The sequence below is a fragment of the Pseudomonas sp. o96-267 genome (assembly GCF_003935465.1).
Lineage (GTDB): Bacteria > Pseudomonadota > Gammaproteobacteria > Pseudomonadales > Pseudomonadaceae > Aquipseudomonas > Aquipseudomonas sediminis.
Genome location: NZ_RHQP01000012.1, coordinates 16948 through 40832 on the forward strand (window position 1 = coordinate 16948; position 23885 = coordinate 40832).

The window sequence follows — 23885 nt, forward strand, 5'->3', positions numbered from 1 at the left end:
TCAGGATGCTCAGACTTCGGCAGTGCTCGCGATACTTTGCGTCTGGGTGGCTGCCACGGGGGCATCCTGAGTGGCGCTGGCTGCGCTGATATTGACCGCATGCAGTCCTTTGGGGCCTTGCACGATCTCGAAGCGGACCGGCTGACCGGCCTTGAGCGTTTTATAACCGTCCATCTGGATGGCCGAGTAGTGGGCGAACAGGTCCTCATCTCGGCCGTCGGCCAGGATGAATCCATAGCCTTTGGCGTTGTTGAACCACTTGACCTTACCGCTGAGCATGCTGATATCCCTCTGCAAAGGACTCCATCTCTGGAGTATCATCCACTTCATTCCGCGCTATAACCGACCAGGCTGGGCGAAGGCGTGGAATCCCTGATACCCACCAGTGGGTATTCATTTGTTGTAACACCCTTTTGCCGTTAGTCAAGGCTATACGGCGGATGGCTGAGAACTCAGTCAAACTCCCTCTAGCATCCCCGTTCGCCCAGCCCTGAACCTCTGATTTCAGCATGCATGCAAGTAGCCAGATTCGACTAACATTCAATCAGGATCACCCGGCAGAGCATGAGGATGACTCCTCTGGTATTGCTGTTCAGGAATCCAAGCCTGCATTGCAGGCACCACCGATGTACAAGGTGGTCTTATTCAATGACGACTACACCCCGATGGATTTTGTCGTCGAAGTGCTCGAAACGTTTTTCGGCATGAACCGGGAGCTGGCAACCAAGATCATGCTCGCCGTCCATACAGAAGGGCGTGCGGTATGTGGTGTGTACACCCGCGATATTGCGGAGACCAAAGCAATGCAGGTCAACCAGTACGCGCGAGAGAGCCAGCATCCGCTACTCTGTGAAATAGAGAAGGACGGTTAACGCCGGCCACTTGGGTATGAGGTGAAGCTATGTTGAATCGAGAGCTCGAAGTCACCCTCAATCTGGCTTTCAAGGAGGCCCGTGCCAAGCGTCATGAGTTCATGACGGTCGAGCATCTGCTGCTCGCCTTGCTGGACAACGAGGCAGCCGCCAGTGTGCTGCGGGCCTGTGGGGCCAACCTCGACAAGCTACGCCACGATTTGCAGGAGTTCATCGACTCCACCACGCCATTGATTCCTCAACACGATGAAGACCGCGAAACCCAGCCAACCCTGGGTTTTCAGCGTGTTCTGCAGCGCGCGGTCTTCCACGTGCAGAGTTCCGGCAAGCGTGAAGTGACCGGCGCCAACGTGCTGGTCGCGATCTTCAGCGAGCAGGAAAGCCAGGCCGTGTTCCTGCTCAAGCAGCAGAGTGTGGCCCGCATCGATGTGGTCAACTACATCGCCCATGGCATCTCCAAGGTGCCGGGGCACGGTGATCACCACGAGAACGATCAGGAGATGCAGGATGAGGAGGGCGGCGAGTCCTCTACCTCCAGCAATCCACTGGATGCCTACGCCAGCAATCTCAATGAGCTGGCCCGCCAGGGGCGTATCGACCCGTTGGTCGGGCGTGAGCATGAAGTCGAGCGCGTTGCGCAGATCCTTGCGCGTCGTCGCAAGAACAACCCACTTCTGGTGGGCGAGGCCGGTGTCGGCAAGACCGCCATCGCCGAAGGTCTGGCCAAGCGTATCGTCGACGAGCAGGTGCCAGATCTGCTGGCCGACAGCGTGGTGTATTCGCTGGATCTCGGTGCGCTGCTGGCCGGAACCAAGTATCGCGGCGACTTCGAGAAGCGCTTCAAGGCGCTGCTCAATGAGCTGCGCAAGCGTCCACATGCCATCCTTTTCATCGACGAGATCCACACCATCATTGGTGCGGGCGCGGCGTCGGGCGGGGTCATGGATGCGTCCAACCTGCTCAAGCCAGTGCTGTCGTCGGGTGAGATTCGCTGCATCGGTTCCACCACCTTCCAGGAGTTCCGCGGCATCTTCGAGAAGGATCGTGCGCTGGCGCGACGCTTCCAGAAGGTCGACGTGGTCGAGCCTTCGGTAGAGGACACCGTCGGTATTCTCAAGGGCCTCAAGGCGCGCTTCGAGCAGCATCACCACATCGAGTACAGCGACGAGGCCCTGCGTGCAGCGGCAGAGCTGGCCGCGCGCTACATCAATGACCGGCACATGCCGGACAAGGCCATCGACGTGATCGACGAGGCGGGTGCCTACCAGCGTCTGCAGCCGGAAGACAAGCGGGTTTCGCGTATCGAGGTCGCCCAGGTCGAAGACATCGTCGCCAAGATCGCGCGAATTCCGCCAAAACACGTATCGAGCTCCGACAAGGAGCTGCTGCGTAATCTGGAGCGTGACCTGAAGCTCACCGTTTTCGGTCAGGATGCCGCCATCGATTCGCTCTCGACCGCCATCAAGCTGTCGCGGGCCGGCCTCAAGGCACCGGACAAGCCGGTTGGCTCCTTCCTGTTCGCCGGCCCCACGGGCGTGGGCAAGACCGAAGCAGCACGGCAACTGGCCAAGGCCATGGGCATCGAGCTGGTGCGTTTCGACATGTCCGAGTATATGGAGCGCCATACCGTGTCGCGTTTGATCGGTGCGCCGCCCGGTTATGTCGGTTTCGACCAGGGTGGTCTGCTGACCGAGGCGATCACCAAGCAGCCGCACTGCGTGCTGTTGCTCGATGAGATCGAGAAGGCGCATCCGGAAGTCTTCAACCTGCTGCTGCAGGTGATGGACCACGGCACGCTGACCGACAACAACGGGCGCAAGGCGGATTTCCGCAACGTGATCCTGATCATGACCACCAACGCCGGTGCGGAAACCGCCTCGCGTGCCTCGATCGGTTTCACCCAGCAGGATCACTCCACCGATGCCATGGAAGTCATCAAGAAGAGCTTCACGCCGGAGTTCCGCAACCGCCTGGATACCATCATCCAGTTCGGTCGCCTGAGCCACGAGACCATCAAGAGCATCGTCGACAAGTTCCTCACCGAACTGCAGGCGCAGCTGGAAGACAAGCGTGTCACGCTGGAAGTCAGCGATGCGGCGCGCAGCTGGCTGGCCGAGCGCGGCTACGATGTGATGATGGGTGCGCGACCGATGGCGCGTTTGATCCAGGACAAGATCAAGCGTCCGCTGGCAGAGGAAATCCTCTTCGGCGAGCTGGCCGAGCATGGCGGCGTGGTACACGTCGACATCAAGGATGGCGAGCCCAGCTTCGAGTTCGAGACGGCGGCAGAGGTCGCCTGATCGAATGGTCTCACGCTCAGCGAAAGCCCTGGCGGCTTTCGCTGAGCCAACGAAAACGCCCGGCATAAGCCGGGCGTTTTCGTTTGGTGCTTGGCTTAACGGGCGCGGTAGGTAATGCGGCCTTTGCTCAAGTCATAAGGTGTCAGCTCAACACGCACCTTGTCACCAGTGAGAATGCGGATGTAGTTCTTGCGCATCTTGCCGGAGATGTGCGCGGTAACGACGTGCCCGTTTTCCAACTCCACGCGGAACATGGTGTTGGGCAGGGTGTCGACGACAGTGCCTTCCATTTCGAAGCTGTCTTCTTTCGACATGCAGTAAAGCCCTCGGTATCCAGGAAATGGCCCGGTGCAACTGGCGCCAGGCAAAAGCGGCGTGCATTGTGCCCGAAAACAGGGGGCTGCGCCAAGTGGCTTGGATCGTCGAGCGTCTGGGGGGCTGGCAGAGCGGCTAGGTAAGCAGCGTCCAGCGCTGATTGACGAAAAGTTCGATGGGGCGGTACTGGGTCTTGTAGTTCATCTTGCGGCAGTTCTTGATCCAGTAGCCGAGATAGACAGCCTCCAGCCCCAGGCGCGAGGTTTCGCCGATTTGCCAGAGGATGGCGAATCGGCCAAGGCTGCGGCGCTCTTCAGCCGGATCGTAGAAGGTGTAGACGGCCGACAGGCCATTCGGCAGAACGTCGGTGACAGCGATGGCGATCAGCTTGTCTTGCAGGCGAAACTCATAGAAGCGTGAAAATGGCAGATCGCGAATCAGAAAGGTCGAGAATTGCTCTCGGCTCGGGGGATACATATCACCGTCGGCGTGGCGCTGCTCGATGTAGCGTACATAGAGCGCGTAATACTCTTCGGTGAATACCGGGCGCACGCAGCGAACGGCGATGTCTTGATTACGCTTGATGATGCGCCGCTGCTGGCGATTTGCCGTAAAGCGCGCGGCCGGGATGCGTGCCGGGATGCAGGCTGTGCACTGCTGGCAGTGGGGCCGATAGAGGTGGTCACCGCTGCGACGAAAACCCAGTTCCGACAGCTCGGCATAGACCTGCACGTCCATGGGCTGGCTGGGGTCGAGAAACAGGGTGGTGGCCTGTTCTTCCGGCAGATAGCTGCATGGATGAGGTTGAGTGGCATAGAACTTCAGGCGGGCCAGCTCGGTCATGGCGTCGTCTCGCAAAAGCCTGATTAAGAGTGTATGCCAGGCTTGGCCGCTCGACTAGGCGAGCCAGTCCGCTGCAGTTGGCAGATCGAGGTGGCGCTGCAAGTACTCGGCGAATGTCGCGCGCGGTATGGCTCTTGCGCCGAAGCTGTGCAGGTGCTGCGTGGGCATCTGGCAGTCGATGAGTACGAAGCCCCATGCGCGCAGCTTGCCGACGAGGGTGGCGAAACCGATCTTGGAGGCGTTGTCGGCGCGGCTGAACATGGATTCGCCGAAGAATAGCTGGCCCATGGCCAGGCCATAGAGTCCGCCAACCAGCTCGCCTTTATTCCAGACTTCCACGGAGTGGGCTATGCCGCGCTGATGCAGTTGCAGGTAAGCGTCCTGCATGCCGCGAGTGATCCAGGTGCCATCGGCGTAGGCGCGTGGCTCGGCGCAAGCTTTTATCACGGCCGCAAAATCCTGGTCGAAGGTGACGCTGTAGCGATTTTGTCTCAGCAGCTTGGCCAGGCTGCGAGAAACGTGCAGATCTTCGGGGAACAGCACCGTGCGCGGATCAGGTGACCACCAGAGGATCGGCTGGCCATCGTCGAACCAGGGGAAGCAGCCGTGGCGGTAGGCGCTGATCAGTCGGTCGGCACTCAGGTCGCCGCCAGCGGCGAGTAGGCCATTGGGTTCGCGCATGGCTTTTGCCAGTGGCGGGAACTGCAGTGAGTCACGTTGCAGCCAGGTCAGCATGTGCGCTTGTCCAGCGGAGGAGGGGAGGGCGAGCGATGGTGCTCGCCCTTGTGCCATCAGTTGCCGTCGAGGAATTTCTCGACATCCAGCGCTGCCATGCAGCCTGCGCCGGCCGAGGTGATGGCCTGGCGGTAGACGTGATCGGCCACGTCGCCAGCGGCGAATACACCCTCGATGCTGGTGGCGGTGGCATTGCCTTCGCTGCCGCCTTTGATCTTCAGGTAGCCGTCATGCATGTCCAGCTGGCCGACAAACAGCTCGGTATTGGGCTTGTGGCCGATGGCGATGAAAACGCCGGCCAGTGCCAGCTCTTTGCTGCTGCCATCGGCGGTGCTTTTCAGGCGTACGCCGGTCACGCCGGTCTGGTCGCCCAGTACTTCGTCCAGGGTGTGGTTCCAGTGCAGGCGCATATTGCCGTTCTCGACCTTGTCGAACAGCTTGTCCTGCAGGATCTTCTCCGAGCGCAGCTTGTCGCGGCGGTGCACCAGGTGCACTTCCTTGGCGATGTTGGACAGGTACAGCGCTTCTTCCACGGCGGTGTTGCCGCCGCCGATCACAGCGACCACCTGGTTGCGGTAGAAGAAACCGTCGCAGGTCGCGCAGGCGGAAACGCCCTTGCCGGCGAATGCTTCTTCCGACGGCAGGCCCAGGTACTGGGCGCTGGCGCCAGTGGCGATGATCAGTGCATCACAACTGTAGGTGCCGCTGTCGCCCTTGAGCACGAAGGGGCGGCTCTGCAACTCGGCGGTGTGGATGTGGTCGTAAACGATCTCGGTGTCGAAACGCTCGGCGTGCTTTTGCATGCGCTCCATCAGCGCCGGGCCGGTGAGGCCTTCGACGTCACCCGGCCAGTTGTCCACTTCGGTGGTGGTGGTGAGCTGACCGCCAGGCTGGATGCCGGTGATGACCACGGGCTTGAGGTTGGCGCGCGCGGCATAAACGGCGGCGCTGTAACCGGCAGGGCCGGAACCCAGGATGATCAGGCGGGAATGCTTGACTTCGCTCATAAAAAACCCCCATAAGCCTTTGTCACAAAAGAGAATGCGTGCTCCAATTGAGCCGCATGGAAGCTGCTGGCGGCTATGCTACACCGAAGCGGGGTGGGTGCGGGAGCTTGGCAATTGGCCTCGGCGTCAGGCTGGCCCTACAATAGGCCGCTTCTGCGGTTAACCATCAGATGGACGCGCCAAGGGCGCAGGAAATGGCTGTTTTGAAGAATTCCACCACCCAGATTATCGACTGGCGTCAGAAACTTCAGTATCGACTGAAGGAAGGCGCATTGATCGCCCTGGGCGCGATGTGCCTGTACCTGCTGATGGCACTGTTGACCTATAACGCCGCCGATCCGGCGTGGGACAATAGTGTGCAGGTCGAGCGCGTCATCAACGCCGGCGGCAGCATTGGCGCCTGGCTCTCCAGTGCACTGTTCGGCGCACTGGGCTACTTCGCCTATATCTTCCCACTCCTGCTGGCAGCCAAGACCTGGCAGGTGTTCCGCACGCGCAATCAACCCTGGCACTGGAACGGCTGGCTGTTTTCCTGGCACAGCATCGGCCTGGTATTCCTGATTCTTTCCGGCGCTGCGCTAGGCGACATTCATTTCGCAGCGGCCGCTGGCATGCAGGGCTCTGGTGGCGGCATGCTCGGTGCCAGCCTGGGTGATCTGGCCGTGCATGCGCTGAACGTGCAGGGCAGTACGCTGGTATTTCTGGCGTTGTTCCTGTTTGGTCTGACCGTGTTCACCGATCTGTCCTGGTTCCGCGTGATGGACCTGACCGGCAAGATCACTCTCGACCTGATCGAGCTGATTCATGGCGCCATCACTGGCTGGTGGAATGCCCGTAGCGAACGCAAGCAGATGAAGATTCAACTGCGCGAGCTGGACGAGCGGGTCACCGAGGTAGCTGCACCAGTGGTGTCGGACCGTCGTGAGCAAGCCAAGGTCAAGGAGCGCCTGCTCGAGCGCGAGGAGTCGCTGAGCAAGCACATGAGCGAGCGCGAGAAGCGCCCTGCGCCGGTTATCGCGCCGCCGCCCGTGGCCAAGGCGCCAGAACCGAGCAAGCGCGTGCAGAAGGAAAAGCAGGCTCCGCTGTTCGTCGACAGCGCGGTGGAAGGCACCTTGCCGCCGATTTCCCTGCTCGACCCGGCGGAAGCCAAGAAGGTCGAGTACTCGCCGGAATCGCTCAAGGGCGTCGGCCATCTGCTGGAAATCAAACTCAAGGAGTTCGGTGTCGAGGTCGCGGTGGATTCGATCCACCCGGGCCCGGTGATCACCCGTTACGAAATCCAGCCGGCCGCCGGGGTCAAGGTCAGTCGCATCGCCAACCTGGCCAAGGATCTGGCGCGTTCGCTGGCCGTGACCAGCGTGCGGGTGGTGGAAGTCATTCCCGGCAAGACCACCGTTGGTATCGAGATTCCTAACGAGAACCGTCAGATCGTGCGGTTCTCCGAGGTACTGTCGACGCCCGAATACGATGATGCCAAGTCGCCGGTCACTCTGGCGCTGGGGCATGACATCGGCGGCAAGCCGGTGATCACCGATCTGGCCAAGATGCCGCACCTGCTGGTGGCGGGTACCACCGGCTCCGGTAAGTCGGTGGGCGTGAACGCGATGATCCTGTCGATTCTGTTCAAGTCGAGCCCGGAAGACGCCAAGCTGATCATGATCGACCCGAAAATGCTCGAGTTGTCGATCTACGAGGGTATTCCGCACCTGCTTTGCCCGGTGGTCACCGACATGAAGGAGGCGGCCAACGCCCTGCGTTGGAGCGTTGCCGAGATGGAACGCCGCTACAAGCTGATGTCGAAGATGGGCGTGCGCAACCTGGCGGGCTTCAACCGCAAGGTCAAGGATGCCATCGAGGCTGGCGAGCCATTGGCTGATCCGCTGTTCCGTCGCGAAAGCATGGAAGACGAGGCGCCGCTGCTCAAACCCCTGCCGACCATCGTGGTGGTGGTCGACGAATTCGCCGACATGATGATGATCGTCGGCAAGAAGGTTGAAGAGCTGATCGCGCGTATCGCGCAGAAGGCACGTGCGGCCGGTATTCACCTGATCCTCGCCACCCAGCGCCCCTCGGTGGACGTGATCACCGGCCTGATCAAAGCCAACATTCCGACCCGCATGGCGTTCCAGGTCTCCAGCAAGATCGATTCGCGCACCATCATCGACCAGGGCGGCGCCGAGCAGTTGCTGGGGCACGGTGACATGCTCTACATGCCGCCCGGCACCAGCTTGCCCATTCGTGTTCACGGTGCCTTCGTCTCTGACGATGAAGTGCATCGCGTGGTCGAGGCCTGGAAGCTGCGTGGCGCGCCGGATTACAACGAAGACATCCTCGCCGGCGCCGAAGAAGGTGGCAGCGGCTTCGAGGGCAGCAGCGGCGGTGAAGGTGGCGAAGGCAGCGAGGAAGATCCGCTGTACGACGAAGCCGTCAACTTCGTTCTGGAAAGCCGCCGCGCGTCGATTTCCGCGGTGCAGCGCAAGCTGAAGATCGGCTACAACCGCGCCGCGCGAATGATCGAGGCGATGGAGATGGCCGGCGTGGTCAGCTCGATGAATACCAACGGATCACGCGAGGTGCTCGCGCCCGGTTCATCTCATGACTGAGTGTTGCGTCTCGCGGACAAACCACTGAATTAGCGGTCTACAAGACTTCACGGTAGCCAAGCGCTGCCGAGCAATGCGAGGTGCGGAGTCGCCTCGCCATTCTCATACGGACTCAAGGGGTTTATATGCGTGTTATTCGCCTGCTGATGCTGGCTGCTCTGAGCTTTACCCTGCTGACTGCCCAGGCTGATGAAGAGGCAGCCACCAAGCGCCTGAGCGACCTGCTCAGCCAGGCGCAAACCATCAGTGCGCGTTTTTCTCAACTGACCCTCGATGCCAGCGGCACCCAGCTGCAGGAAACCGCCGGGGAAATGCTGCTCAAACGTCCGGGTATGTTCCGCTGGCACACCGACCAGCCGATGGAGCAACTGCTGGTGTCCAACGGTGAAAAAGTCTGGCTGTATGACCCGGATCTGGAGCAGGTCACCATTCAGACCCTCGATCAGCGCCTGACTCACACCCCGGCATTGCTGCTGTCCGGTGATGTGTCGCAGATTCGCGAAAACTTCGAGATCGACTACAAGGAAGGCGGCAGTGTGGTCGACTTCATTCTCAAGCCCAAGGCCAAGGACAGCCTGTTCGACAGCCTGCGCCTGTCGTTCCGTAATCGTGTGCTCAACGACATGCAGTTGATCGACAGCATCGGCCAGCGTACCAACATCCTGTTCCTCAATGTGAAGATGAACGATCCGGTCGATAACGCCCAGTTCACCTTCGACATTCCGCAAGGCGTGGACGTCATCCAGGAGTAAGGCGTGGATTTGTTCGGCCGCCAACCTGTCGCGCAGCCACTGGCTGCGCGTTTACGTGCAACCAGCCTGGACGAATATGTCGGGCAGGAGCATGTGCTGGCGCCGGGCAAGCCGCTGCGTGAGGCGCTGGAGCAAGGCGCTTTGCACTCGATGATCTTCTGGGGGCCGCCAGGGGTGGGCAAAACCACTCTGGCGCGACTGCTGGCCAAGGTCACCGACGCCCATTTCGAGACCATCTCCGCGGTGCTGTCCGGGGTCAAGGAGATCCGCCAGGCCGTCGAGGTGGCTCAGCAGCATGCGGCGCAGTACGGTCGTCGCACTATCCTCTTCGTCGACGAAGTGCACCGCTTCAACAAGAGCCAGCAGGATGCGTTCCTGCCCTATGTGGAAGATGGCACGCTGATCTTCATCGGTGCCACCACCGAGAACCCCTCGTTCGAGCTGAACAATGCGCTGCTTTCGCGTGCACGCGTCTATGTGCTCAAGAGCCTCGACGAGGCGGCGATGCGCAAGCTGGTTAATCGTGCGCTGAGCGACCCCAAAGGCTTGGGTGATCGCCATCTCAGCCTGCCGGACGAGGCCTTTCAGATTCTTCTGGCCGCTGCCGATGGCGATGGCCGCCGCCTGCTCAACTTTCTCGAGAATGCTGCCGATCTGGCGGAAGACGACGGCGAGATCGGCGTCGAACTGCTGCAGAACCTGCTGGGCGATAGTCGACGCCGCTTCGACAAGGGCGGCGAGGCCTTCTACGACCAGATTTCCGCGCTGCACAAGTCGGTACGTGGCTCCAGTCCGGACGGCGCGCTGTACTGGTACGCGCGGATGCTCGACGGCGGCTGCGACCCGCTGTACATCGCCCGTCGCGTGGTGCGTATGGCCAGTGAGGATATCGGCAACGCCGACCCGCGAGCGCTGACCCTGTGCCTCAATGCCTGGGATGTGCAGGAGCGCCTGGGCAGCCCGGAAGGCGAGCTGGCCGTGGCCCAGGCCATCGTTTATCTGGCCTGTGCGCCCAAGAGTAATGCGGTCTATACGGCTTTCAAAGCGGCCATGCGTGATGCCGCCGAGCAGGGTTCGCAGGAGGTGCCGCTGCACCTGCGCAATGCGCCTACCAAGCTGATGAAGCAACTCGGCTACGGCGATGAGTACCGCTATGCCCATGACGAGCCCGATGCCTATGCGGCGGGCGAGGATTACTTCCCCGAAAATCTGCAGCCGCGCCAGTATTACGACCCGGTGCCACGCGGCCTGGAGTTGAAGATTCGCGACAAGCTGCAACATCTGCGCAGTCAGGACGCCAATAGTCCAAGGCAGAGGAGAAAATGATGATTCGTGTAGCACTTGCCGTCGCTGTTGGGGGCGCGGCTGGGTCGGTCATGCGCTTTCTGGTTGCCAGTTGGGTAGCGGGCAACTGGCCCCGGCATTTCTACCTGGGCACCTTTGCGGTAAACGTCGTCGGCTGTCTGCTGATTGGTTTGCTGTCAGGCTTGTTCCTGACCCGTACCGATCTGCCGCTGGAGCTGCGTACCGGACTGATTACTGGCGTTCTGGGTGGCTTCACCACTTTTTCGTCTTTCAGCCTGGAAATCATGAAACTGATGGAGGGCGGTCGCGCGCCCGAGGCCTTCGGTTACCTGGCATTCAGTATCATTGGCGGTCTGCTGGCCGCCTGGGCCGGTCTGAGCCTGGCTCGATTGGCATCCTGACCCGCTAAAGCTTTACACTCGGCAACCCGCGTCACGCTGGTGGCCGCAACCTTTTTTCGTCGATGTTTTGAGACCTGAACATGCTCGATTCCAAACTTGTCCGCACGCAACTCACCGAAATCGCCGAGCGCCTCGCCACTCGTGGCTTCGCCCTCGACGTCGCCCGTTTCGAGGCCCTGGAGAGTCAGCGCAAGTCGGTGCAGGTGCGCACCGAGCAACTGCAGGCCGAGCGCAACAGCCGTTCCAAGTCCATCGGCCAGGCCAAGGCCCGTGGCGAAGATATTGCGCCGCTGCTGGCGGAAGTCGATCAGATGGGCAGCGATCTGGAAGCCGGCAAGCGTGAGCTGGACGCTATCCAGAACGAGCTGGACAACCTGCTGCTGAACATCCCCAATCTGCCGCACGAGTCCGTGCCGGTGGGCGCCGATGAAGACGGCAATGTCGAGGTGGCACGCTGGGGTACGCCGCGTAGCTTCGATTTCGAGATCAAGGATCACGTCGCCCTCGGCGAGCAGCACGGCTGGCTGGACTTCGAGACCGCTGCCAAGCTCTCCGGCGCGCGTTTCGCCTTGCTGCGCGGTCCCATCGCGCGCCTGCATCGCGCCCTGGCGCAGTTCATGATCAACCTGCACACCGGCGAGCACGGTTACGAAGAGGCGTACACCCCGTACCTGGTGCAAGCTCCGGCGCTGCAGGGCACCGGTCAGTTGCCGAAGTTCGAGGAAGACCTGTTCAAGATCGCCCGTGAAGACCAGGCTGATCTGTACCTGATCCCGACTGCTGAGGTTTCGCTGACCAATATCGTCGCGGGCGAAATTCTCGATGCCAAACAGCTGCCGCTGAAGTTCGTCGCCCACACACCGTGCTTCCGCAGCGAAGCGGGCGCCTCGGGCCGCGATACGCGTGGGATGATCCGCCAGCACCAGTTCGACAAAGTCGAGATGGTGCAGATCGTCGAGCCGTCCAAGTCCTTCGAGGCCCTGGAGGGCATGACCGCCAACGCCGAGCGTGTGCTGCAACTGCTGGAGCTGCCGTATCGCAAGCTGGCCCTGTGTACCGGCGACATGGGCTTCTCTGCGGTGAAGACCTATGACCTGGAAGTCTGGGTGCCGAGCCAGGACAAGTACCGCGAGATTTCTTCCTGCTCCAACTGCGGCGACTTCCAGGCGCGCCGCATGCAGGCGCGCTACCGTAACCCGGAAACCAACAAGCCGGAGCTGCTGCACACGCTCAATGGCTCTGGCCTGGCGGTCGGCCGCACCCTGGTGGCAGTGCTGGAGAATTATCAGCAGGCCGACGGCAGCATTCGTGTTCCCGAGGTGTTGAAGCCCTATATGGGCGGCATCGAAGTGATCGGCTGATAGGCCATCACGATGCAAAAAAACGGGGCGTTAGTAGCTGCCCCGTTTCAACGGAGGTAGGGTGCGCCATGCGCACCAGGGCCTTACACCGTAGATTGGTGCGCGCAGCGCACCCTACGACCGACCTCTGATGGGGCTGATCTGATGCAATTCCTTCCGCTGTTCCACAAGCTGCAGGATCGCCCCGTACTGGTGATCGGCGGTGGTGAGGTTGCGCTGCGCAAGGCGCGCCTGTTGAGCGACGCCGGTGCTCGGCTGCGCGTGGTCGCCCCGGAGATCCGCAGTGAGTTGCAGACGCTGGCCGGCGCTGATGGCATCTTCCTGCGCGGCTATGCGAGCAGTGATCTGCAGGGCGTTGCCCTGGTCATCGCCGCCACCGATGACGTGCCGCTGAATGCGCAGATTTCAGCCGACGCCCAGGCGTTGGGTATTCCCGTCAACGTGGTGGATGCGCCGGCGCTGTGCAGCGTGATCTTTCCCGCCATCGTCGATCGCTCGCCGCTGATCGTTGCGGTCAGCAGTGGCGGTGATGCACCGGTGCTGGCGCGGCTGATCCGCGCCAAGATCGAGACCTGGATTCCGGCCACCTACGGCCAGTTGGCCAACCTGGGCAAGCGTTTCCGTGAGCGGGTCAAACAGCTGTTCCCCGACGTGCAGCAGCGTCGCGTGTTCTGGGAGGACGTGTTTCAAGGGCAGGTCGCCGAGAGCGTGTTTGCCGGCAAGCCGGAGGAGGCCGAGCGTCTGCTCGAGGCACGCGTGGCCGGTGCTGCGCCGCGCGCCCTGGGCGAGGTGTATCTGGTCGGCGCCGGGCCGGGCGATCCCGATCTCCTGACTTTCCGCGCCCTGCGCCTGATGCAGCAAGCCGACGTCGTGCTGTACGACCGCCTGGTGGCGCCCGCCATCATCGAGCTGTGCCGGCGTGATGCCGAGCGCATCTATGTCGGCAAGCGCCGCGCCGATCACGCGGTGCCGCAGGAGCAGATCAACCAGTTGCTGATCGACCTGGCTCGTCAGGGTAAGCGCGTGCTGCGCCTGAAAGGCGGCGATCCGTTCATCTTCGGTCGTGGTGGTGAGGAGATCGAGCAACTGGCTGCCGAGGACATTCCCTTCCAGGTCGTCCCGGGCATCACCGCGGCTTCGGGCTGCGCGGCCTATGCCGGCATCCCGCTGACCCATCGCGACCATGCGCAGTCGGTGCGTTTCGTCACCGGGCATCTCAAGGATGGCAGCAGCAATTTGCCGTGGCAGGACCTGGTCGCGCCGGGGCAAACCCTGGTGTTCTACATGGGCTTGGTCGGTCTGCCGGGTATCTGCGAGCAACTGATCGCACACGGTCGTTCAGGCGCCACGCCTGCGGCATTGGTGCAGCAGGGCACCACGCAGAATCAGCGAGTCTTCACTGGCACATTGGAAACCCTGCCGGAGCTTGTCGCCGAACACGAAGTGCACGCCCCCACGCTGGTGATAGTCGGGGAAGTGGTCACTCTGCGTGACAAGCTGGCCTGGTTCGAAGGCGCTCAGAACAGCATCTGACGCCCAGCGACAGAAGCCTCGTTGTCGAGGCTTCAGTCGCCAGTCATCGCGTTTCTAACGCTGGAACACACCTTTGCCCGGCAGGCGCTGGCGATCATGTTTGCGAGTGAAATCTTGCTGCGGCCCTTTGGGTATCACGCCGGTCGGATTGATGGTGGCGTGGCTGGCGTAGTAGTGCGACTTGATGTGGGTGAAGTCCACCGTCTCGGCGATGCCTGGCCACTGGTACAGCTCGCGTAGCCAGTTGGACAGGTTCGGGTAGTCCTCGATGCGTCGCAGGTTGCACTTGAAATGCCCGTGATAGACAGCATCGAAGCGAATCAGCGTGGTGAACAGGCGAATGTCCGCCTCGGTCAGGTATTCGCCGGCCAGGTAACGCTTCTCGTCCAGCAGTGCTTCCAGCTCGTCGAGCATGGCGAACAGTTCGTCGAAGGCCTCTTCGTAGGCTTCCTGCGTGGTGGCGAAGCCTGCCCGGTAAACGCCGTTGTTCACGGCCGGGTAGATGCGCTCGTTGAGCTGGTCGATGCGCTCACGTAGCGGTTCGGGGTAGAAGTCCAGGCCGTTGCCGGTCAGGCCGTCGAACGCGCTGTTGAACATGCGGATGATTTCAGCCGACTCGTTACTGACGATGCCGCCGGTCTGCTTGTCCCACAGCACGGGTACGGTGACGCGGCCGGTGTAATGACTGTCATCGGCGGTGTAGCGCTGATGCATGTAGCTCAGGTTGTCGAGGTGGTCACCGCTGGAGCCGAACTCGCGGTCGAAGGTCCAGCCCTGTTCGCGCATCAGCCAGCTCACCACGGAGACATCGATCAGCGATTCGAGGCCTTTGAGTTTGCGCAGGATCAGGGTGCGATGAGCCCAGGGGCAGGCCAGCGATACATAGAGGTGATAACGCCTGGCCTCGGCCTTGAAACCGTCGCTGCCGCTCGGCCCTGCGCTACCGTCGGCGGTTACCCAGTTACGGCGTTGTGCGCTTTCGCGCTGGAAGCGGCCACTGTCGCCGGTGTCGTACCATTGGTCATGCCAGCGGCCGTCGATCAACAAGCCCATAACGTGTGCCTCCGTTTTGAATGAATCTGGAGTCTAACGTGATGAACTCGATTGAAAGGTGGAAAAAGCTGGCTTAAGCAATCGACTGATTAGATTGAAACCGTGTATCCCAGCGCTGCTGGGCCTGCAGGAATGCCGCTTCACGATCCAGGCCCAACCCGCGCAGTGCGACGGCCATGGTGGCGATGACCGCCAGGCGACCGTAAGCATCATCGTGCTCGCCGCGCCAGAAGGCGCCCAGCACGGCCGGGTCGAGTCGCTCGGGTTTGACATGGCGCTGCGCTGACAGCGCCGGCCATTCTTCGTCCCAGTCTTCACCATCGAGCGTGCCATGCAGGTGGCAGGCACCGTCTGGATTGACCTCAATCTCACCGCCTTCGCCCTTGATGACGATGGCGTGATCACCTAGCAGTCGACTGGCTTCGCGATGCACGGCCTGGTAACCGGGATGGAAGATGCTCTGCAGCCCGCAGCGGGCAGCGAGCGGGTTGATCACTCGCGCCAGGGAATGGATAGGCGAGCGCAGGCCCAGGGTGTTGCGCAGATCGATCATGCGCTGCAGCGCCGGCATCCAGTCGCCCAGGTAGCTGTAGGCCAGGTTGTGTTGGTCGAGCGCCGCCTCCACTGCTTGCCAGTCCTTGCAGCAGGGGATGCCCAGTTGTTTCAGCAGTTGTTCGGTATACATGCGCCCTGCGGTATGCGCACCACCGCCATGCATGAAGATGCGTACACCACTGGCGGCCAGAGCTTTGGCTGCCAGCAGATACCACGGCAGATGACGTTTCTTGCCGGCATAGCTGGGCCAGTCCAGGTCGACCTGCATATTTGGGGCGGCGAGCCGTGGGCGAATGGCTTCGACGAAGCCGGCGAGCTCTTCGGCGCTTTCTTCCTTATGCCGCAGCAGCATCAGGAAGGCGCCGAGCTGGGTGTCCTCGACCTTGCCATCGAGCAGCAGGGCCATGGCTTCGCGGGCCTCCTCGCGCGTCAGGCCGCGGGCGCCGCGTTTGCCCTTGCCGAGAATACGCACGAACTGGGCGAAGGGATGTTCGGCGGGGGGGATCAGGTTCATAGGCAATTGGTCGGTTTCGGCAGGCCAGCGAGCTTGGCGGCGAGTTTGGCGGGGGTGCCCTTGAACAGGCGATTGAGGTGCAGGCTGTTGCCTTTGTCCGTACCGAGCTTCAGAACGGCATATTTGATCAGCGGACGGTTGGCCGGCGACAGCTGAAACTCCGCGTAGAAGGCGCGCAGCAGGTCGAGAATTTCCCAGTGATCGTCACTCAGTTGCAACTCTTCCGCTGCGGCTAGCGCCTCGGCTACGGGGCGTGACCAATCCTGCAGGTCGATCAGGTAGCCGTCCTTGTCCAGGGCAATGTCACGTCCGCCGACGTTAAGCGTGCTCATAGCCAGCTGTTGACCTTGGCGTAGCGGGTGCACAGCTCGACGAATTCTGGATAGTCGACGGCCTGAGCGCGTGCGGGCGCCTGTAGCGCGCGGGCGGCCAGGTCTTCGTCCAGAGCGTAGAGCGAGACACTGGCAGGCATCAGCTGCAACGCTTGCAGATTGGTCGTGCCGGGCTGCAATGCATAGACCGCGTCGCCAGTGAGTAGCAGGGCGTCGCCTGCGCCCAGCAAGCGCAGGCAACTGGCGAGGCGGCTATCGGTGAACGGCGAATGGGAGAGAATGTGCAGGGTGGCCATCAGAGGGTGATCACCTGATCGTAGCGGTCGAGAAGGGCAGTCAGCGCACTGTCGTCGAGTCGCTGTACTGCCAGATTCAGTTCGCGGTCGCCAAGGCCGCGCTCGCTCAGGCTGCGCTGGCTGGCGTACAGCGCCTCGACACCGAACATGGGCAGCGCCTGCAGGTTGGCACCGAGGTCTTTCTGTTGCAGCTGGCCAGGTTGCTGTCCAGCGCCGAGCTGAAAAACGCCGTCATCGAGAAACAGCATGCCGATAGGCAGATCGAAGGCACCGCCGGCCAGGGCGATATCCAGCGCCTCACGCGCACCAGGGCCGCTCCAGGGTGCCTGGCGGCTTATGATCAACAGCGACTTGCTCATTCACTGACCTCCGAAGCAGACCAGGCGGTCGGCCTGTTGCGAGGCCTCATGCAGCTGGCCCAGGCCGGACAGCTCCCATGGTGCCTCCAGGTTGGCAGCCGGCCTGGCGTAGCGCTGCGCTTCTTCGGCGTTGAGTACACCGCGGCGCAGGGCAGCGGCGATGCAGACCACCGCGTCGAGCCCGTTGGCGGTGACGAATTCGCGCCATTCCCTGGGCAGATCCAGCTCGTCCTGTGGGCTGACCACGTTGCTGGCGGCGCTGTGCACGCCGTCCTGATAGAAGAACAGGCGAACGATTTCGTGGCCGCCGGCCAATGTCGCCTGGGCAAAGCGCAATGCGCGACGCGACGCGGGCTGGTGGGGGGCGGCGAACAGGGCGATGGCAAACTTCATGGGGCGTCCGACGAGGCAAAACTGGGCCAATGATAAGGCCAGGGTGCCTGGCAAACAAAGAATCACGAAACAGACGCGCAAGAAAAAGCCCGCCGAAGCGGGCTTCCGGGGTAGAAGCAACACTATCAGTCGTCGCCGCCCATGATGCCGAAGATCTGCAGCAGGCTGATGAACAGGTTGTAGATCGAGACGTACAGGCTGATGGTGGCCATGATGTAGTTGCGCTCACCGCCATGGATGATGGCGCTGGTCTGGAACAAGATGCACGCCGAGGAGAACAGCACGAAGCCAGCGCTGATCGCCAGTTGCAGGCCGCTGATCTGGAAGAAGAAGCTGGCAACAATAGCGCCTAGCAGAACGAAGAAACCGGCGGTGATGAAGCCGCTGAGGAAGCTCATGTCCTTGCGAGTGGTCAGCACGTAGGCAGACAGACCGAAGAACACCAGCGCAGTCATGGTAAAGGCAGAGCTGATGATTTCAGCGCCGTTCGCCGTACCGAGGTAGCGGTTCAGGATAGGGCCCAGGGTGTAACCCATGAAGCCGGTCAGCGCGAGGGTGGAAAGCAGGCCCCACGAAGAGTTGCGCAGTTTGGCGGTGAGGAAGAACAGGCCGTAGAAGCCAATCAGCACGACGAAAATGTTCGGATAAGGAACGTTGGCGCGCTGCGAGATGAAGGCAACCAGGCCGCTGAAGGCCAGAGTGATAGCCAATAGACCATAGGTGTTGCGCAGAACGCTGCTGACTTCCTGTTGCTCAACCTGAGAATGGTTGAGTGCGTAATCTCGCTCTTGCATGGCGACGCTCCTGTTGTACGAGGCTTTCAAATACGAATGCTCTGGATCATAACAGAGCATGGTTGCCTGCCAAGACTTAGAGTTTGACAGTGTGTTGCGTTCCGGTAAGATTGCCGCCCGCACTACTGCGGAGGTGAAAGTCTTGACCTCTGCACTCAGTATCCGGAAGCGTGGCCGAGCGGTTTAAGGCAACGGTCTTGAAAACCGTCGATGGGTAACTATCCGTGAGTTCGAATCTCACCGCTTCCGCCAAATCTCCAGACTGCTACGACGCAATTGCTGATCCTAATTTGGCGCTTGCTTTTTGACTCCCGTGCGCCAAGCTAGGTCAGGCCCTGGCTTTTTGTTAAGGTGACCGGCAAGTTCAATTTCACCGTCGTTGCACGGTGGCTGACAAGGTGCAACGAGGTGGCGATTGATTAGGGTCCTGGTTGTCGACGATCACGATCTGGTTCGCACGGGCATCACCCGCATGCTGGCCGATATCGACGGACTGCAAGTGGTAGGGCAAGCCTGCACTGGCGAAGAAGCCCTGCTCAAGGTTCGCGAACTCAAGCCCGATGTTGTCCTGATGGACGTCAAGATGCCTGGCATCGGCGGCCTGGAAGCCACTCGCAAGCTGATGCGCAGTCACCCTGATATCAAGGTGGTCGCCGTTACCGTGTGCGAGGAAGATCCATTCCCGACGCGTTTGCTGCAGGCCGGCGCTGCCGGATACCTGACCAAGGGTGCCGCGCTGGATGAGATGGTGCAGGCCATTCGCCTGGTATTCGCCGGCCAGCGCTATATCGATCCGCAAATCGCTCAGCAACTGGCGCTGAAGTCCTTCCAGCCGCAAAACAGTGGCTCGCCATTCGATCTGCTGTCCGAGCGCGAGATCCAGATCGCCCTGATGATCGCCAACTGCCACAAGGTGCAGAACATCTCGGACAAGCTGTGCCTGTCGCCGAAGACGGTCAACACCTACCGCTACCGCATCTTCGAAAAGCTCTCCATCACCAGCGATGTCGAGCTGGCTCTGCTCGCGGTTCGCCACGGCATGGTCGACGCCGTCAGCTGATAATGTCCGTCCCGTTCGATTCGAGTGCCTTCCTGGCGACCTGCAGTGGGCGCCCCGGCGTCTATCGCATGTTCGATAGCGAGGCTCGCCTGCTTTACGTCGGCAAGGCGAAGAACCTCAAGAAGCGTCTCTCCAGTTATTTCCGCAAGACTGGCCAGGCGCCCAAGACCGCAGCTCTGGTGGCGCGTATCGCGCAGATCGAAACCACCATCACCGCCAACGAGACCGAGGCGCTGCTGCTGGAGCAGACCCTGATCAAGGAATGGCGGCCGCCGTACAACATTCTGCTGCGCGACGATAAATCCTATCCCTACGTATTTCTCTCCGACGGCGACTTTCCGCGCCTTGGCATCCACCGCGGCGCGAAGAAGGCCAAGGGGCGCTATTTCGGCCCTTATCCCAGTGCATTGGCCATTCGCGAAAGCCTGAGCCTGCTGCAGAAGACCTTCCTGGTTCGCCAGTGCGAGGACAGTTACTACAGAAACCGCACGCGCCCCTGTCTGCAGTACCAGATCAAGCGTTGCAAAGGCCCCTGTGTCGGCTTGGTCAGCCCGGAGGAGTACGCCGAGGATGTGCGCCACTCGGTGATGTTTCTCGATGGCCGTAGCAATGCGCTGAGCGAAGAACTCTCTGCCAGCATGGAAAAGGCTTCGATGGCCCTGGAGTTCGAGCGCGCCGCCGAGCTGCGTGACCAGATTTCCATGCTGCGCCGCGTGCAGGACCAGCAAAGCATGGAGGGCGGTACTGGCGACGTTGACGTGGTCGCAGTGATGCTCACCCCAGGCGGCGCCTGTGTGCACCTGATCAGCGTGCGTGGCGGTCGCGTACTGGGCAGCAAGAATTTCTTCCCACAGGTCGCGATTGAAGAGGAGGGCGGCGACGTGCTGATGGCCTTCCTCGCCCAGTACTACCTGGGCAATGCCGAGCGCGACCTGCCCAGCGAGCTGATCGTCAACGTGCAGCACGAGGATTTCGCCACGCTGATCGAAGCCGTCGAGTCGCTGCGCGGTCGCAGCCTCAGCATCAGTTTGCGCGTGCGCGGCACGCGAGCCCGTTGGCAGCAACTGGCTGTGACCAACGCCGAACAGGCGCTGGCCGCCCGCCTGGCCAACCGGCAGCATTTGGCCGAGCGTTTCGAGGCGCTGGCTACCGTGCTGGAAATGGACGAACCGCCGCAGCGCATGGAATGCTTCGATATCAGCCATTCCAGTGGTGAGGCGACGGTCGCCTCCTGCGTGGTATTCGGCCCCGAAGGCCCGCTGAAATCTGACTATCGCCGTTTCAATATCGAGGGCGTCACTGCAGGCGACGACTACGCCGCGATGCACCAGGCACTGACCCGGCGCTTCAGCAAGATCAAGGATGGCGAAGGCAAATTGCCCGATGTGCTGCTGGTGGACGGTGGCAAGGGGCAGTTGGCCATGGCGCGCGAGGTGCTACAGGAACTGGCCGTACCGGATCTGATCCTGCTTGGCGTGGCCAAGGGCACGACGCGCAAACCTGGTCTGGAAGTGCTTTACCTGAACGACGCCGAGCATGAGTTCACCTTGCCTGGCAATTCGCCGGCGCTGCACCTGATCCAGCAGATTCGTGACGAGTCGCACCGCTTCGCAATCACCGGACACCGTGCGCGCCGTGGCAAAACACGGCGTACCTCGACGCTGGAAGAAGTGGCAGGGATCGGTCCGAAGCGGCGACGTGAACTGCTCAATCACTTTGGCGGGCTGCAGGAATTGTCCCGCGCCAGCGCCGAAGAAATTGCCAAAGCGCCCGGAATCAGCAAAAAGCTCGCCGAGTTGATTTATGACACTCTGCACAGCGAGTAGAATGCCCGCTCACCTCGCAGCCTAGTTGTGCCGATGAACATCCCCAACTTGCTTACCGTGCTCCGGGTCGCGCTGATCCCGGTCTTCATCCTGTTGTTCTATCTACCGTTCTCCTGGAGCTATTGGGCTGCCAGCGGCGTCTTTGCGATTGCTGCCGTGACCGACTGGCTCGATGGTTATCTGGCCCGTCGCTGGGAGCAGGGCACGCCCTTCGGTGCTTTCCTCGATCCGGTAGCGGACAAATTGATGGTGGCGGTGGCATTGGTGCTGCTGGTTGCCGAGCACGCCAATCTCTGGCTGACACTGGCCGCGGCAACCATCATCGGCCGCGAGATCGTCGTGTCTGCACTGCGTGAGTGGATGGCCGAACTCGGTGCTCGTGCACACGTCGCTGTATCCAATCTCGCTAAATGGAAAACCGCAGCGCAGATGCTGGCGTTGGTCATTCTGCTGGGCAATCCGCCGGTCTTCACCTTCTGGGTTGTGCTCGGATACATCCTTCTGGTGGTCGCAGCCGTGCTGACATTGTGGTCGATGCTGCAGTACCTGTTGGCCGCCTGGCCGCACCTCAGCACCACCTCTGATAAGAAATAAGTATTTTTGAATCAAAGGGTTGACGGCGTGATTCGATTCTATAGAATGGCGCCCGTCGACAAGACAAGCGGGAATAGCTCAGTTGGTAGAGCACGACCTTGCCAAGGTCGGGGTCGCGAGTTCGAGTCTCGTTTCCCGCTCCAGTTTTACACGAGTCGCCAAGGCGGCTCGTTTGCTTCATGGCTGAGTTGCAGAGTGGTTATGCACCGGATTGCAAATCCGTGAACGCCGGTTCGATTCCGACCTCAGCCTCCAATTTAAAAGGCCTCGTAGATCCATGATTTACGAGGCCTTTTTCATTATCCCTGATGTGCTTTGGCATACCTTGCGAGGACAGGGAGGGCTGTATATAGTCCGGTCCTTCGCACAGCGCTACCGCCCGAATGGCGAAATCGGTAGACGCAGGAGACTTAAAATCTCTCGCCAGTAATGGCGTGCCGGTTCGAGTCCGGCTTCGGGCACCATTCATCTGTTTATATCTGTCTCTATAAGTCTACGAAACCCATCTAAACCGGCCCTCTTGGCCGGTTTTTTTGTTTATGGCTGTCTATCCTTATCTCTGTACATATCCCGATTTTAGGAATAAAAATGGGGATACGCCGGTTCGGTAAGGAAAACGTATTCCTATGGCACGCCCAGTCATCCCGCTGACAGACCCTAAATGCGACGCAGCCAAGCCGCGCGAGAAGGAATACAAGCTCTTCGACGGCCAGGGGCTCTACCTGGCGATCAAGCCCAGCGGCGCCAAGACATGGCGCTTCAAATTCACTCGGCCTGATGGCCGGGCTGGGCTGGCCACCTTCGGTAACTATCCAGCTCTCACGCTCAAGTCTGCGCGCGGCCGGCGTGCTGCTGCCCTCGAACTGCTGGCCGAAGGTGTGGATCCCATCGAGCATGAGCAGCAGGCGAGGGCGACCGCGCAGGCCGAGCTGGCCAACACCTTCAAGGCCGTAGCATTGGACTGGCATGCGGCCGGTGCTCGCAAGTGGTCGCCGGATCATGCCGCCAAGGTACTACGCCGCATGGAACAGCACCTGTTCCCGGCGCTCGGTAGCCGGGCGGTGGCAAGCCTCAAGGTGCGTGACCTGCTGGCACCGCTCAAGGTGGCAGAGCAGCGCGACACTCTGGAGCTGGCCGGTCGATTGCGCCAGTACACCACTGGGGTAATGCGTTACGCCGTCCAGCATGGGCTTATCGAAACCAACCCAGCGAGTGACCTGGTGGGCGCCACAGCGACCCGCAAGGCACAGCACCGGCCGGCGCTGGCATTGGAGAGGCTGCCCGAGCTGCTGCAGCGGATCGACAGCTATAACGGCCGCGCACTGACCAAGCTGGCTGTGGCACTCACCCTGCAGGTGTTCATCCGCTCCAGCGAACTGCGCTTTGCTCGGTGGCAGGAGATCGACATGCAAGCCAGCCTCTGGACGATCCCGGGTGAGCGTGAGGCAATCGAGGGCGTCAAGCACTCCAACCGAGGCGCCAAGATGCGCACGCCGCACCTGGTGCCGCTGAGCCGGCAGGCGCTGGGGTTGCTCGGCCAGGTTCATATGCTGTCCAGCCGGTATGAGCTGGTGTTTCCCGGCGACCACTACCACCACAAGCCCATGAGTGAGAACACCGTGAACGCTGCGCTACGCCGTATGGGCTACGACACCAAGGCCGAGGTATGCGGACATGGATTCCGTGCCATGGCGTGTTCTGCCCTGGTGGAGTCGGGCTTGTGGACGCGCGAGGCGGTAGAGCGGCAGATGAGCCACCAAGAGCGCAACACGGTGCGGGCTGCCTACATCCATAAGGCCGAACACCTCGAAGAACGCAGGCTTATGGTGCAGTGGTGGGCTGACTACCTCGATGCCAACCGGCAGCAGCACGTCACCCCCTATGATTTTGCTCACCGAGGGGAGGGAGCCGCTAATGTGGTGCCGGTCAACTTCGGTAAGGCGGGTTGAGCATGGAAACCCGTACCCCTCGAAAAACTGGTGTTCCCGGTGTTCTTGGTGTTCCGCGATGGCTGAAAGCCAGAAGCGGCGGGGCTTTCAGCGATGGAACACAATTGCGCAGAAGGTGGAACACAAGGTGTTC

At 61.2% G+C, this 23885-nt stretch carries 24 protein-coding genes and 4 tRNA genes; 16 read left to right on the forward strand and 12 right to left on the reverse strand.

Annotated elements, in window-relative coordinates; genetic code table 11:
- Positions 1-9: 9 nt before the first annotated feature.
- Positions 10-279 (reverse strand): cold shock domain-containing protein CspD, encoded by a 270-nt coding sequence (gene cspD, locus EGJ86_RS10230; RefSeq protein WP_017360860.1) that lies wholly within the window; start codon positions 277-279, stop codon positions 10-12.
- Between the two features lie 230 nt (positions 280-509).
- On the opposite strand from cspD, the gene clpS reads away from it, so the two are divergent.
- Together clpS and clpA are read left to right on the forward strand one after the other, a co-directional pair.
- Complete coding sequence (gene clpS, locus EGJ86_RS10235) at positions 510-872, forward strand: ATP-dependent Clp protease adapter ClpS (protein ID WP_003460431.1); 363 nt, start codon at positions 510-512, stop codon at positions 870-872.
- Positions 873-901: 29 nt separating this feature from the next.
- Positions 902-3172, forward strand: coding sequence for an ATP-dependent Clp protease ATP-binding subunit ClpA (clpA, locus tag EGJ86_RS10240; protein WP_099523948.1), 2271 nt, complete (start codon positions 902-904; stop codon positions 3170-3172).
- A gap of 95 nt (positions 3173-3267) precedes the next feature.
- Here clpA and infA read toward each other — a convergent pair whose 3' ends face one another.
- The 4 genes from infA to trxB form a co-directional block, all read right to left on the reverse strand.
- Positions 3268-3486: a translation initiation factor IF-1 gene (gene infA, locus EGJ86_RS10245; protein ID WP_002553999.1), complete on the reverse strand. Its 219-nt coding sequence runs from the start codon at positions 3484-3486 to the stop codon at positions 3268-3270.
- A gap of 136 nt (positions 3487-3622) precedes the next feature.
- On the reverse strand, positions 3623-4330 hold the full coding sequence (locus tag EGJ86_RS10250) for an arginyltransferase (RefSeq protein WP_125835029.1): 708 nt from the start codon (positions 4328-4330) through the stop codon (positions 3623-3625).
- Between the two features lie 54 nt (positions 4331-4384).
- Positions 4385-5065: a leucyl/phenylalanyl-tRNA--protein transferase gene (gene aat / locus EGJ86_RS10255; protein WP_125835030.1), complete on the reverse strand. Its 681-nt coding sequence runs from the start codon at positions 5063-5065 to the stop codon at positions 4385-4387.
- Between the two features lie 56 nt (positions 5066-5121).
- Positions 5122-6072: a thioredoxin-disulfide reductase gene (gene trxB, locus EGJ86_RS10260; protein WP_106732217.1), complete on the reverse strand. Its 951-nt coding sequence runs from the start codon at positions 6070-6072 to the stop codon at positions 5122-5124.
- Between the two features lie 194 nt (positions 6073-6266).
- Here trxB and EGJ86_RS10265 point away from each other — a divergent pair, with 194 nt between their 5' ends.
- The 6 genes from EGJ86_RS10265 (at position 6267) to cysG (ending at position 14027) form a co-directional block, all read left to right on the forward strand.
- Positions 6267-8675, forward strand: coding sequence for a DNA translocase FtsK (locus tag EGJ86_RS10265; RefSeq protein WP_372237965.1), 2409 nt, complete (start codon positions 6267-6269; stop codon positions 8673-8675).
- A gap of 125 nt (positions 8676-8800) precedes the next feature.
- Positions 8801-9427: an outer membrane lipoprotein chaperone LolA gene (gene lolA, locus EGJ86_RS10270; RefSeq protein WP_125835032.1), complete on the forward strand. Its 627-nt coding sequence runs from the start codon at positions 8801-8803 to the stop codon at positions 9425-9427.
- 3 nt (positions 9428-9430) lie between these two features.
- Positions 9431-10753, forward strand: coding sequence for a replication-associated recombination protein A (locus tag EGJ86_RS10275; RefSeq protein WP_099523960.1), 1323 nt, complete (start codon positions 9431-9433; stop codon positions 10751-10753).
- Complete coding sequence (crcB, locus tag EGJ86_RS10280; protein ID WP_099523962.1) at positions 10753-11133, forward strand: fluoride efflux transporter CrcB; 381 nt, start codon at positions 10753-10755, stop codon at positions 11131-11133. The genes EGJ86_RS10275 and crcB overlap by 1 nt, the downstream gene beginning before the upstream one ends.
- An 80-nt stretch (positions 11134-11213) precedes the next feature.
- On the forward strand, positions 11214-12494 hold the full coding sequence (gene serS / locus EGJ86_RS10285; protein ID WP_125835033.1) for a serine--tRNA ligase: 1281 nt from the start codon (positions 11214-11216) through the stop codon (positions 12492-12494).
- Between the two features lie 144 nt (positions 12495-12638).
- A complete protein-coding gene (gene cysG, locus EGJ86_RS10290) occupies positions 12639-14027 on the forward strand; it encodes a siroheme synthase CysG (protein ID WP_125835034.1) in 1389 nt (462 codons plus the stop codon).
- Between the two features lie 54 nt (positions 14028-14081).
- Here cysG and EGJ86_RS10295 read toward each other — a convergent pair whose 3' ends face one another.
- The 7 genes from EGJ86_RS10295 to EGJ86_RS10325 all read right to left on the reverse strand — a co-directional run bounded on the left by EGJ86_RS10295 (position 14082) and on the right by EGJ86_RS10325 (position 18323).
- Positions 14082-15080 carry a glutathione S-transferase family protein gene (locus EGJ86_RS10295; RefSeq protein ID WP_125835035.1) on the reverse strand — a complete coding sequence of 333 codons (999 nt, stop codon included), beginning with the start codon at positions 15078-15080 and terminating at the stop codon, positions 14082-14084.
- A 73-nt stretch (positions 15081-15153) separates the two neighbouring features.
- Complete coding sequence (locus EGJ86_RS10300) at positions 15154-16149, reverse strand: glycosyl transferase family protein (RefSeq protein ID WP_125835036.1); 996 nt, start codon at positions 16147-16149, stop codon at positions 15154-15156.
- Positions 16146-16481 (reverse strand): TusE/DsrC/DsvC family sulfur relay protein, encoded by a 336-nt coding sequence (locus EGJ86_RS10305; RefSeq protein ID WP_125835037.1) that lies wholly within the window; start codon positions 16479-16481, stop codon positions 16146-16148. The genes EGJ86_RS10300 and EGJ86_RS10305 overlap by 4 nt, the downstream gene beginning before the upstream one ends.
- Positions 16478-16777 carry a sulfurtransferase complex subunit TusB gene (gene tusB, locus EGJ86_RS10310; RefSeq protein ID WP_125835038.1) on the reverse strand — a complete coding sequence of 100 codons (300 nt, stop codon included), beginning with the start codon at positions 16775-16777 and terminating at the stop codon, positions 16478-16480. The genes EGJ86_RS10305 and tusB overlap by 4 nt, the downstream gene beginning before the upstream one ends.
- On the reverse strand, positions 16777-17136 hold the full coding sequence (gene tusC, locus EGJ86_RS10315) for a sulfurtransferase complex subunit TusC (protein WP_125835039.1): 360 nt from the start codon (positions 17134-17136) through the stop codon (positions 16777-16779). Before tusC ends, tusB begins: the two co-directional genes overlap by 1 nt.
- A complete protein-coding gene (tusD, locus tag EGJ86_RS10320) occupies positions 17137-17529 on the reverse strand; it encodes a sulfurtransferase complex subunit TusD (RefSeq protein ID WP_125835040.1) in 393 nt (130 codons plus the stop codon).
- Between the two features lie 125 nt (positions 17530-17654).
- Positions 17655-18323 (reverse strand): Bax inhibitor-1/YccA family protein, encoded by a 669-nt coding sequence (locus EGJ86_RS10325; protein WP_099523982.1) that lies wholly within the window; start codon positions 18321-18323, stop codon positions 17655-17657.
- Between the two features lie 164 nt (positions 18324-18487).
- Between EGJ86_RS10325 and EGJ86_RS10330 the strand changes: the two genes are divergently transcribed.
- The 8 genes from EGJ86_RS10330 (at position 18488) to EGJ86_RS10365 (ending at position 23752) form a co-directional block, all read left to right on the forward strand.
- A tRNA-Ser gene (locus EGJ86_RS10330) sits at positions 18488-18575 on the forward strand.
- 163 nt (positions 18576-18738) lie between these two features.
- The gene (uvrY, locus tag EGJ86_RS10335; RefSeq protein WP_099523985.1) at positions 18739-19383 is read left to right on the forward strand and encodes a UvrY/SirA/GacA family response regulator transcription factor; all 645 of its coding nucleotides are present in this window, start codon (positions 18739-18741) and stop codon (positions 19381-19383) included.
- A 2-nt stretch (positions 19384-19385) separates the two neighbouring features.
- Positions 19386-21209, forward strand: a complete 1824-nt coding sequence (uvrC, locus tag EGJ86_RS10340) for an excinuclease ABC subunit UvrC (RefSeq protein ID WP_125835041.1) — start codon at positions 19386-19388, stop codon at positions 21207-21209.
- A 33-nt stretch (positions 21210-21242) separates the two neighbouring features.
- Positions 21243-21803: a CDP-diacylglycerol--glycerol-3-phosphate 3-phosphatidyltransferase gene (gene pgsA / locus EGJ86_RS10345; RefSeq protein ID WP_177429606.1), complete on the forward strand. Its 561-nt coding sequence runs from the start codon at positions 21243-21245 to the stop codon at positions 21801-21803.
- 67 nt (positions 21804-21870) lie between these two features.
- Positions 21871-21946: transfer RNA gene (locus EGJ86_RS10350), tRNA-Gly, on the forward strand.
- A gap of 38 nt (positions 21947-21984) precedes the next feature.
- Positions 21985-22058: transfer RNA gene (locus EGJ86_RS10355), tRNA-Cys, on the forward strand.
- Between the two features lie 122 nt (positions 22059-22180).
- Positions 22181-22267, forward strand: a tRNA-Leu gene (locus EGJ86_RS10360).
- A 162-nt stretch (positions 22268-22429) separates the two neighbouring features.
- Complete coding sequence (locus tag EGJ86_RS10365; protein ID WP_125835042.1) at positions 22430-23752, forward strand: integrase arm-type DNA-binding domain-containing protein; 1323 nt, start codon at positions 22430-22432, stop codon at positions 23750-23752.
- Positions 23753-23885 lie beyond the last annotated feature (133 nt).

Coding starts and splice junctions, on each gene's coding strand:
- infA (WP_002553999.1), bottom strand. CDS start 3,486: ATGTCGAAAGAAGACAGCTTCGAAATGGAAGGCACTGTCGTCGACACC.
- EGJ86_RS10295 (WP_125835035.1), bottom strand. CDS start 15,080: ATGGGCTTGTTGATCGACGGCCGCTGGCATGACCAATGGTACGACACC.
- uvrC (WP_125835041.1), top strand. CDS start 19,386: ATGTCCGTCCCGTTCGATTCGAGTGCCTTCCTGGCGACCTGCAGTGGG.
- clpS (WP_003460431.1), top strand. CDS start 510: ATGCATGCAAGTAGCCAGATTCGACTAACATTCAATCAGGATCACCCG.
- EGJ86_RS10325 (WP_099523982.1), bottom strand. CDS start 18,323: ATGCAAGAGCGAGATTACGCACTCAACCATTCTCAGGTTGAGCAACAG.
- serS (WP_125835033.1), top strand. CDS start 11,214: ATGCTCGATTCCAAACTTGTCCGCACGCAACTCACCGAAATCGCCGAG.
- EGJ86_RS10265 (WP_372237965.1), top strand. CDS start 6,267: ATGGCTGTTTTGAAGAATTCCACCACCCAGATTATCGACTGGCGTCAG.
- EGJ86_RS10305 (WP_125835037.1), bottom strand. CDS start 16,481: ATGAGCACGCTTAACGTCGGCGGACGTGACATTGCCCTGGACAAGGAC.
- EGJ86_RS10300 (WP_125835036.1), bottom strand. CDS start 16,149: ATGAACCTGATCCCCCCCGCCGAACATCCCTTCGCCCAGTTCGTGCGT.
- trxB (WP_106732217.1), bottom strand. CDS start 6,072: ATGAGCGAAGTCAAGCATTCCCGCCTGATCATCCTGGGTTCCGGCCCT.
- cysG (WP_125835034.1), top strand. CDS start 12,639: ATGCAATTCCTTCCGCTGTTCCACAAGCTGCAGGATCGCCCCGTACTG.
- EGJ86_RS10365 (WP_125835042.1), top strand. CDS start 22,430: ATGGCACGCCCAGTCATCCCGCTGACAGACCCTAAATGCGACGCAGCC.
- cspD (WP_017360860.1), bottom strand. CDS start 279: ATGCTCAGCGGTAAGGTCAAGTGGTTCAACAACGCCAAAGGCTATGGA.
- EGJ86_RS10250 (WP_125835029.1), bottom strand. CDS start 4,330: ATGACCGAGCTGGCCCGCCTGAAGTTCTATGCCACTCAACCTCATCCA.
- pgsA (WP_177429606.1), top strand. CDS start 21,243: ATGAACATCCCCAACTTGCTTACCGTGCTCCGGGTCGCGCTGATCCCG.
- aat (WP_125835030.1), bottom strand. CDS start 5,065: ATGCTGACCTGGCTGCAACGTGACTCACTGCAGTTCCCGCCACTGGCA.
- tusD (WP_125835040.1), bottom strand. CDS start 17,529: ATGAAGTTTGCCATCGCCCTGTTCGCCGCCCCCCACCAGCCCGCGTCG.
- crcB (WP_099523962.1), top strand. CDS start 10,753: ATGATTCGTGTAGCACTTGCCGTCGCTGTTGGGGGCGCGGCTGGGTCG.
- lolA (WP_125835032.1), top strand. CDS start 8,801: ATGCGTGTTATTCGCCTGCTGATGCTGGCTGCTCTGAGCTTTACCCTG.
- tusC (WP_125835039.1), bottom strand. CDS start 17,136: ATGAGCAAGTCGCTGTTGATCATAAGCCGCCAGGCACCCTGGAGCGGC.
- tusB (WP_125835038.1), bottom strand. CDS start 16,777: ATGGCCACCCTGCACATTCTCTCCCATTCGCCGTTCACCGATAGCCGC.
- clpA (WP_099523948.1), top strand. CDS start 902: ATGTTGAATCGAGAGCTCGAAGTCACCCTCAATCTGGCTTTCAAGGAG.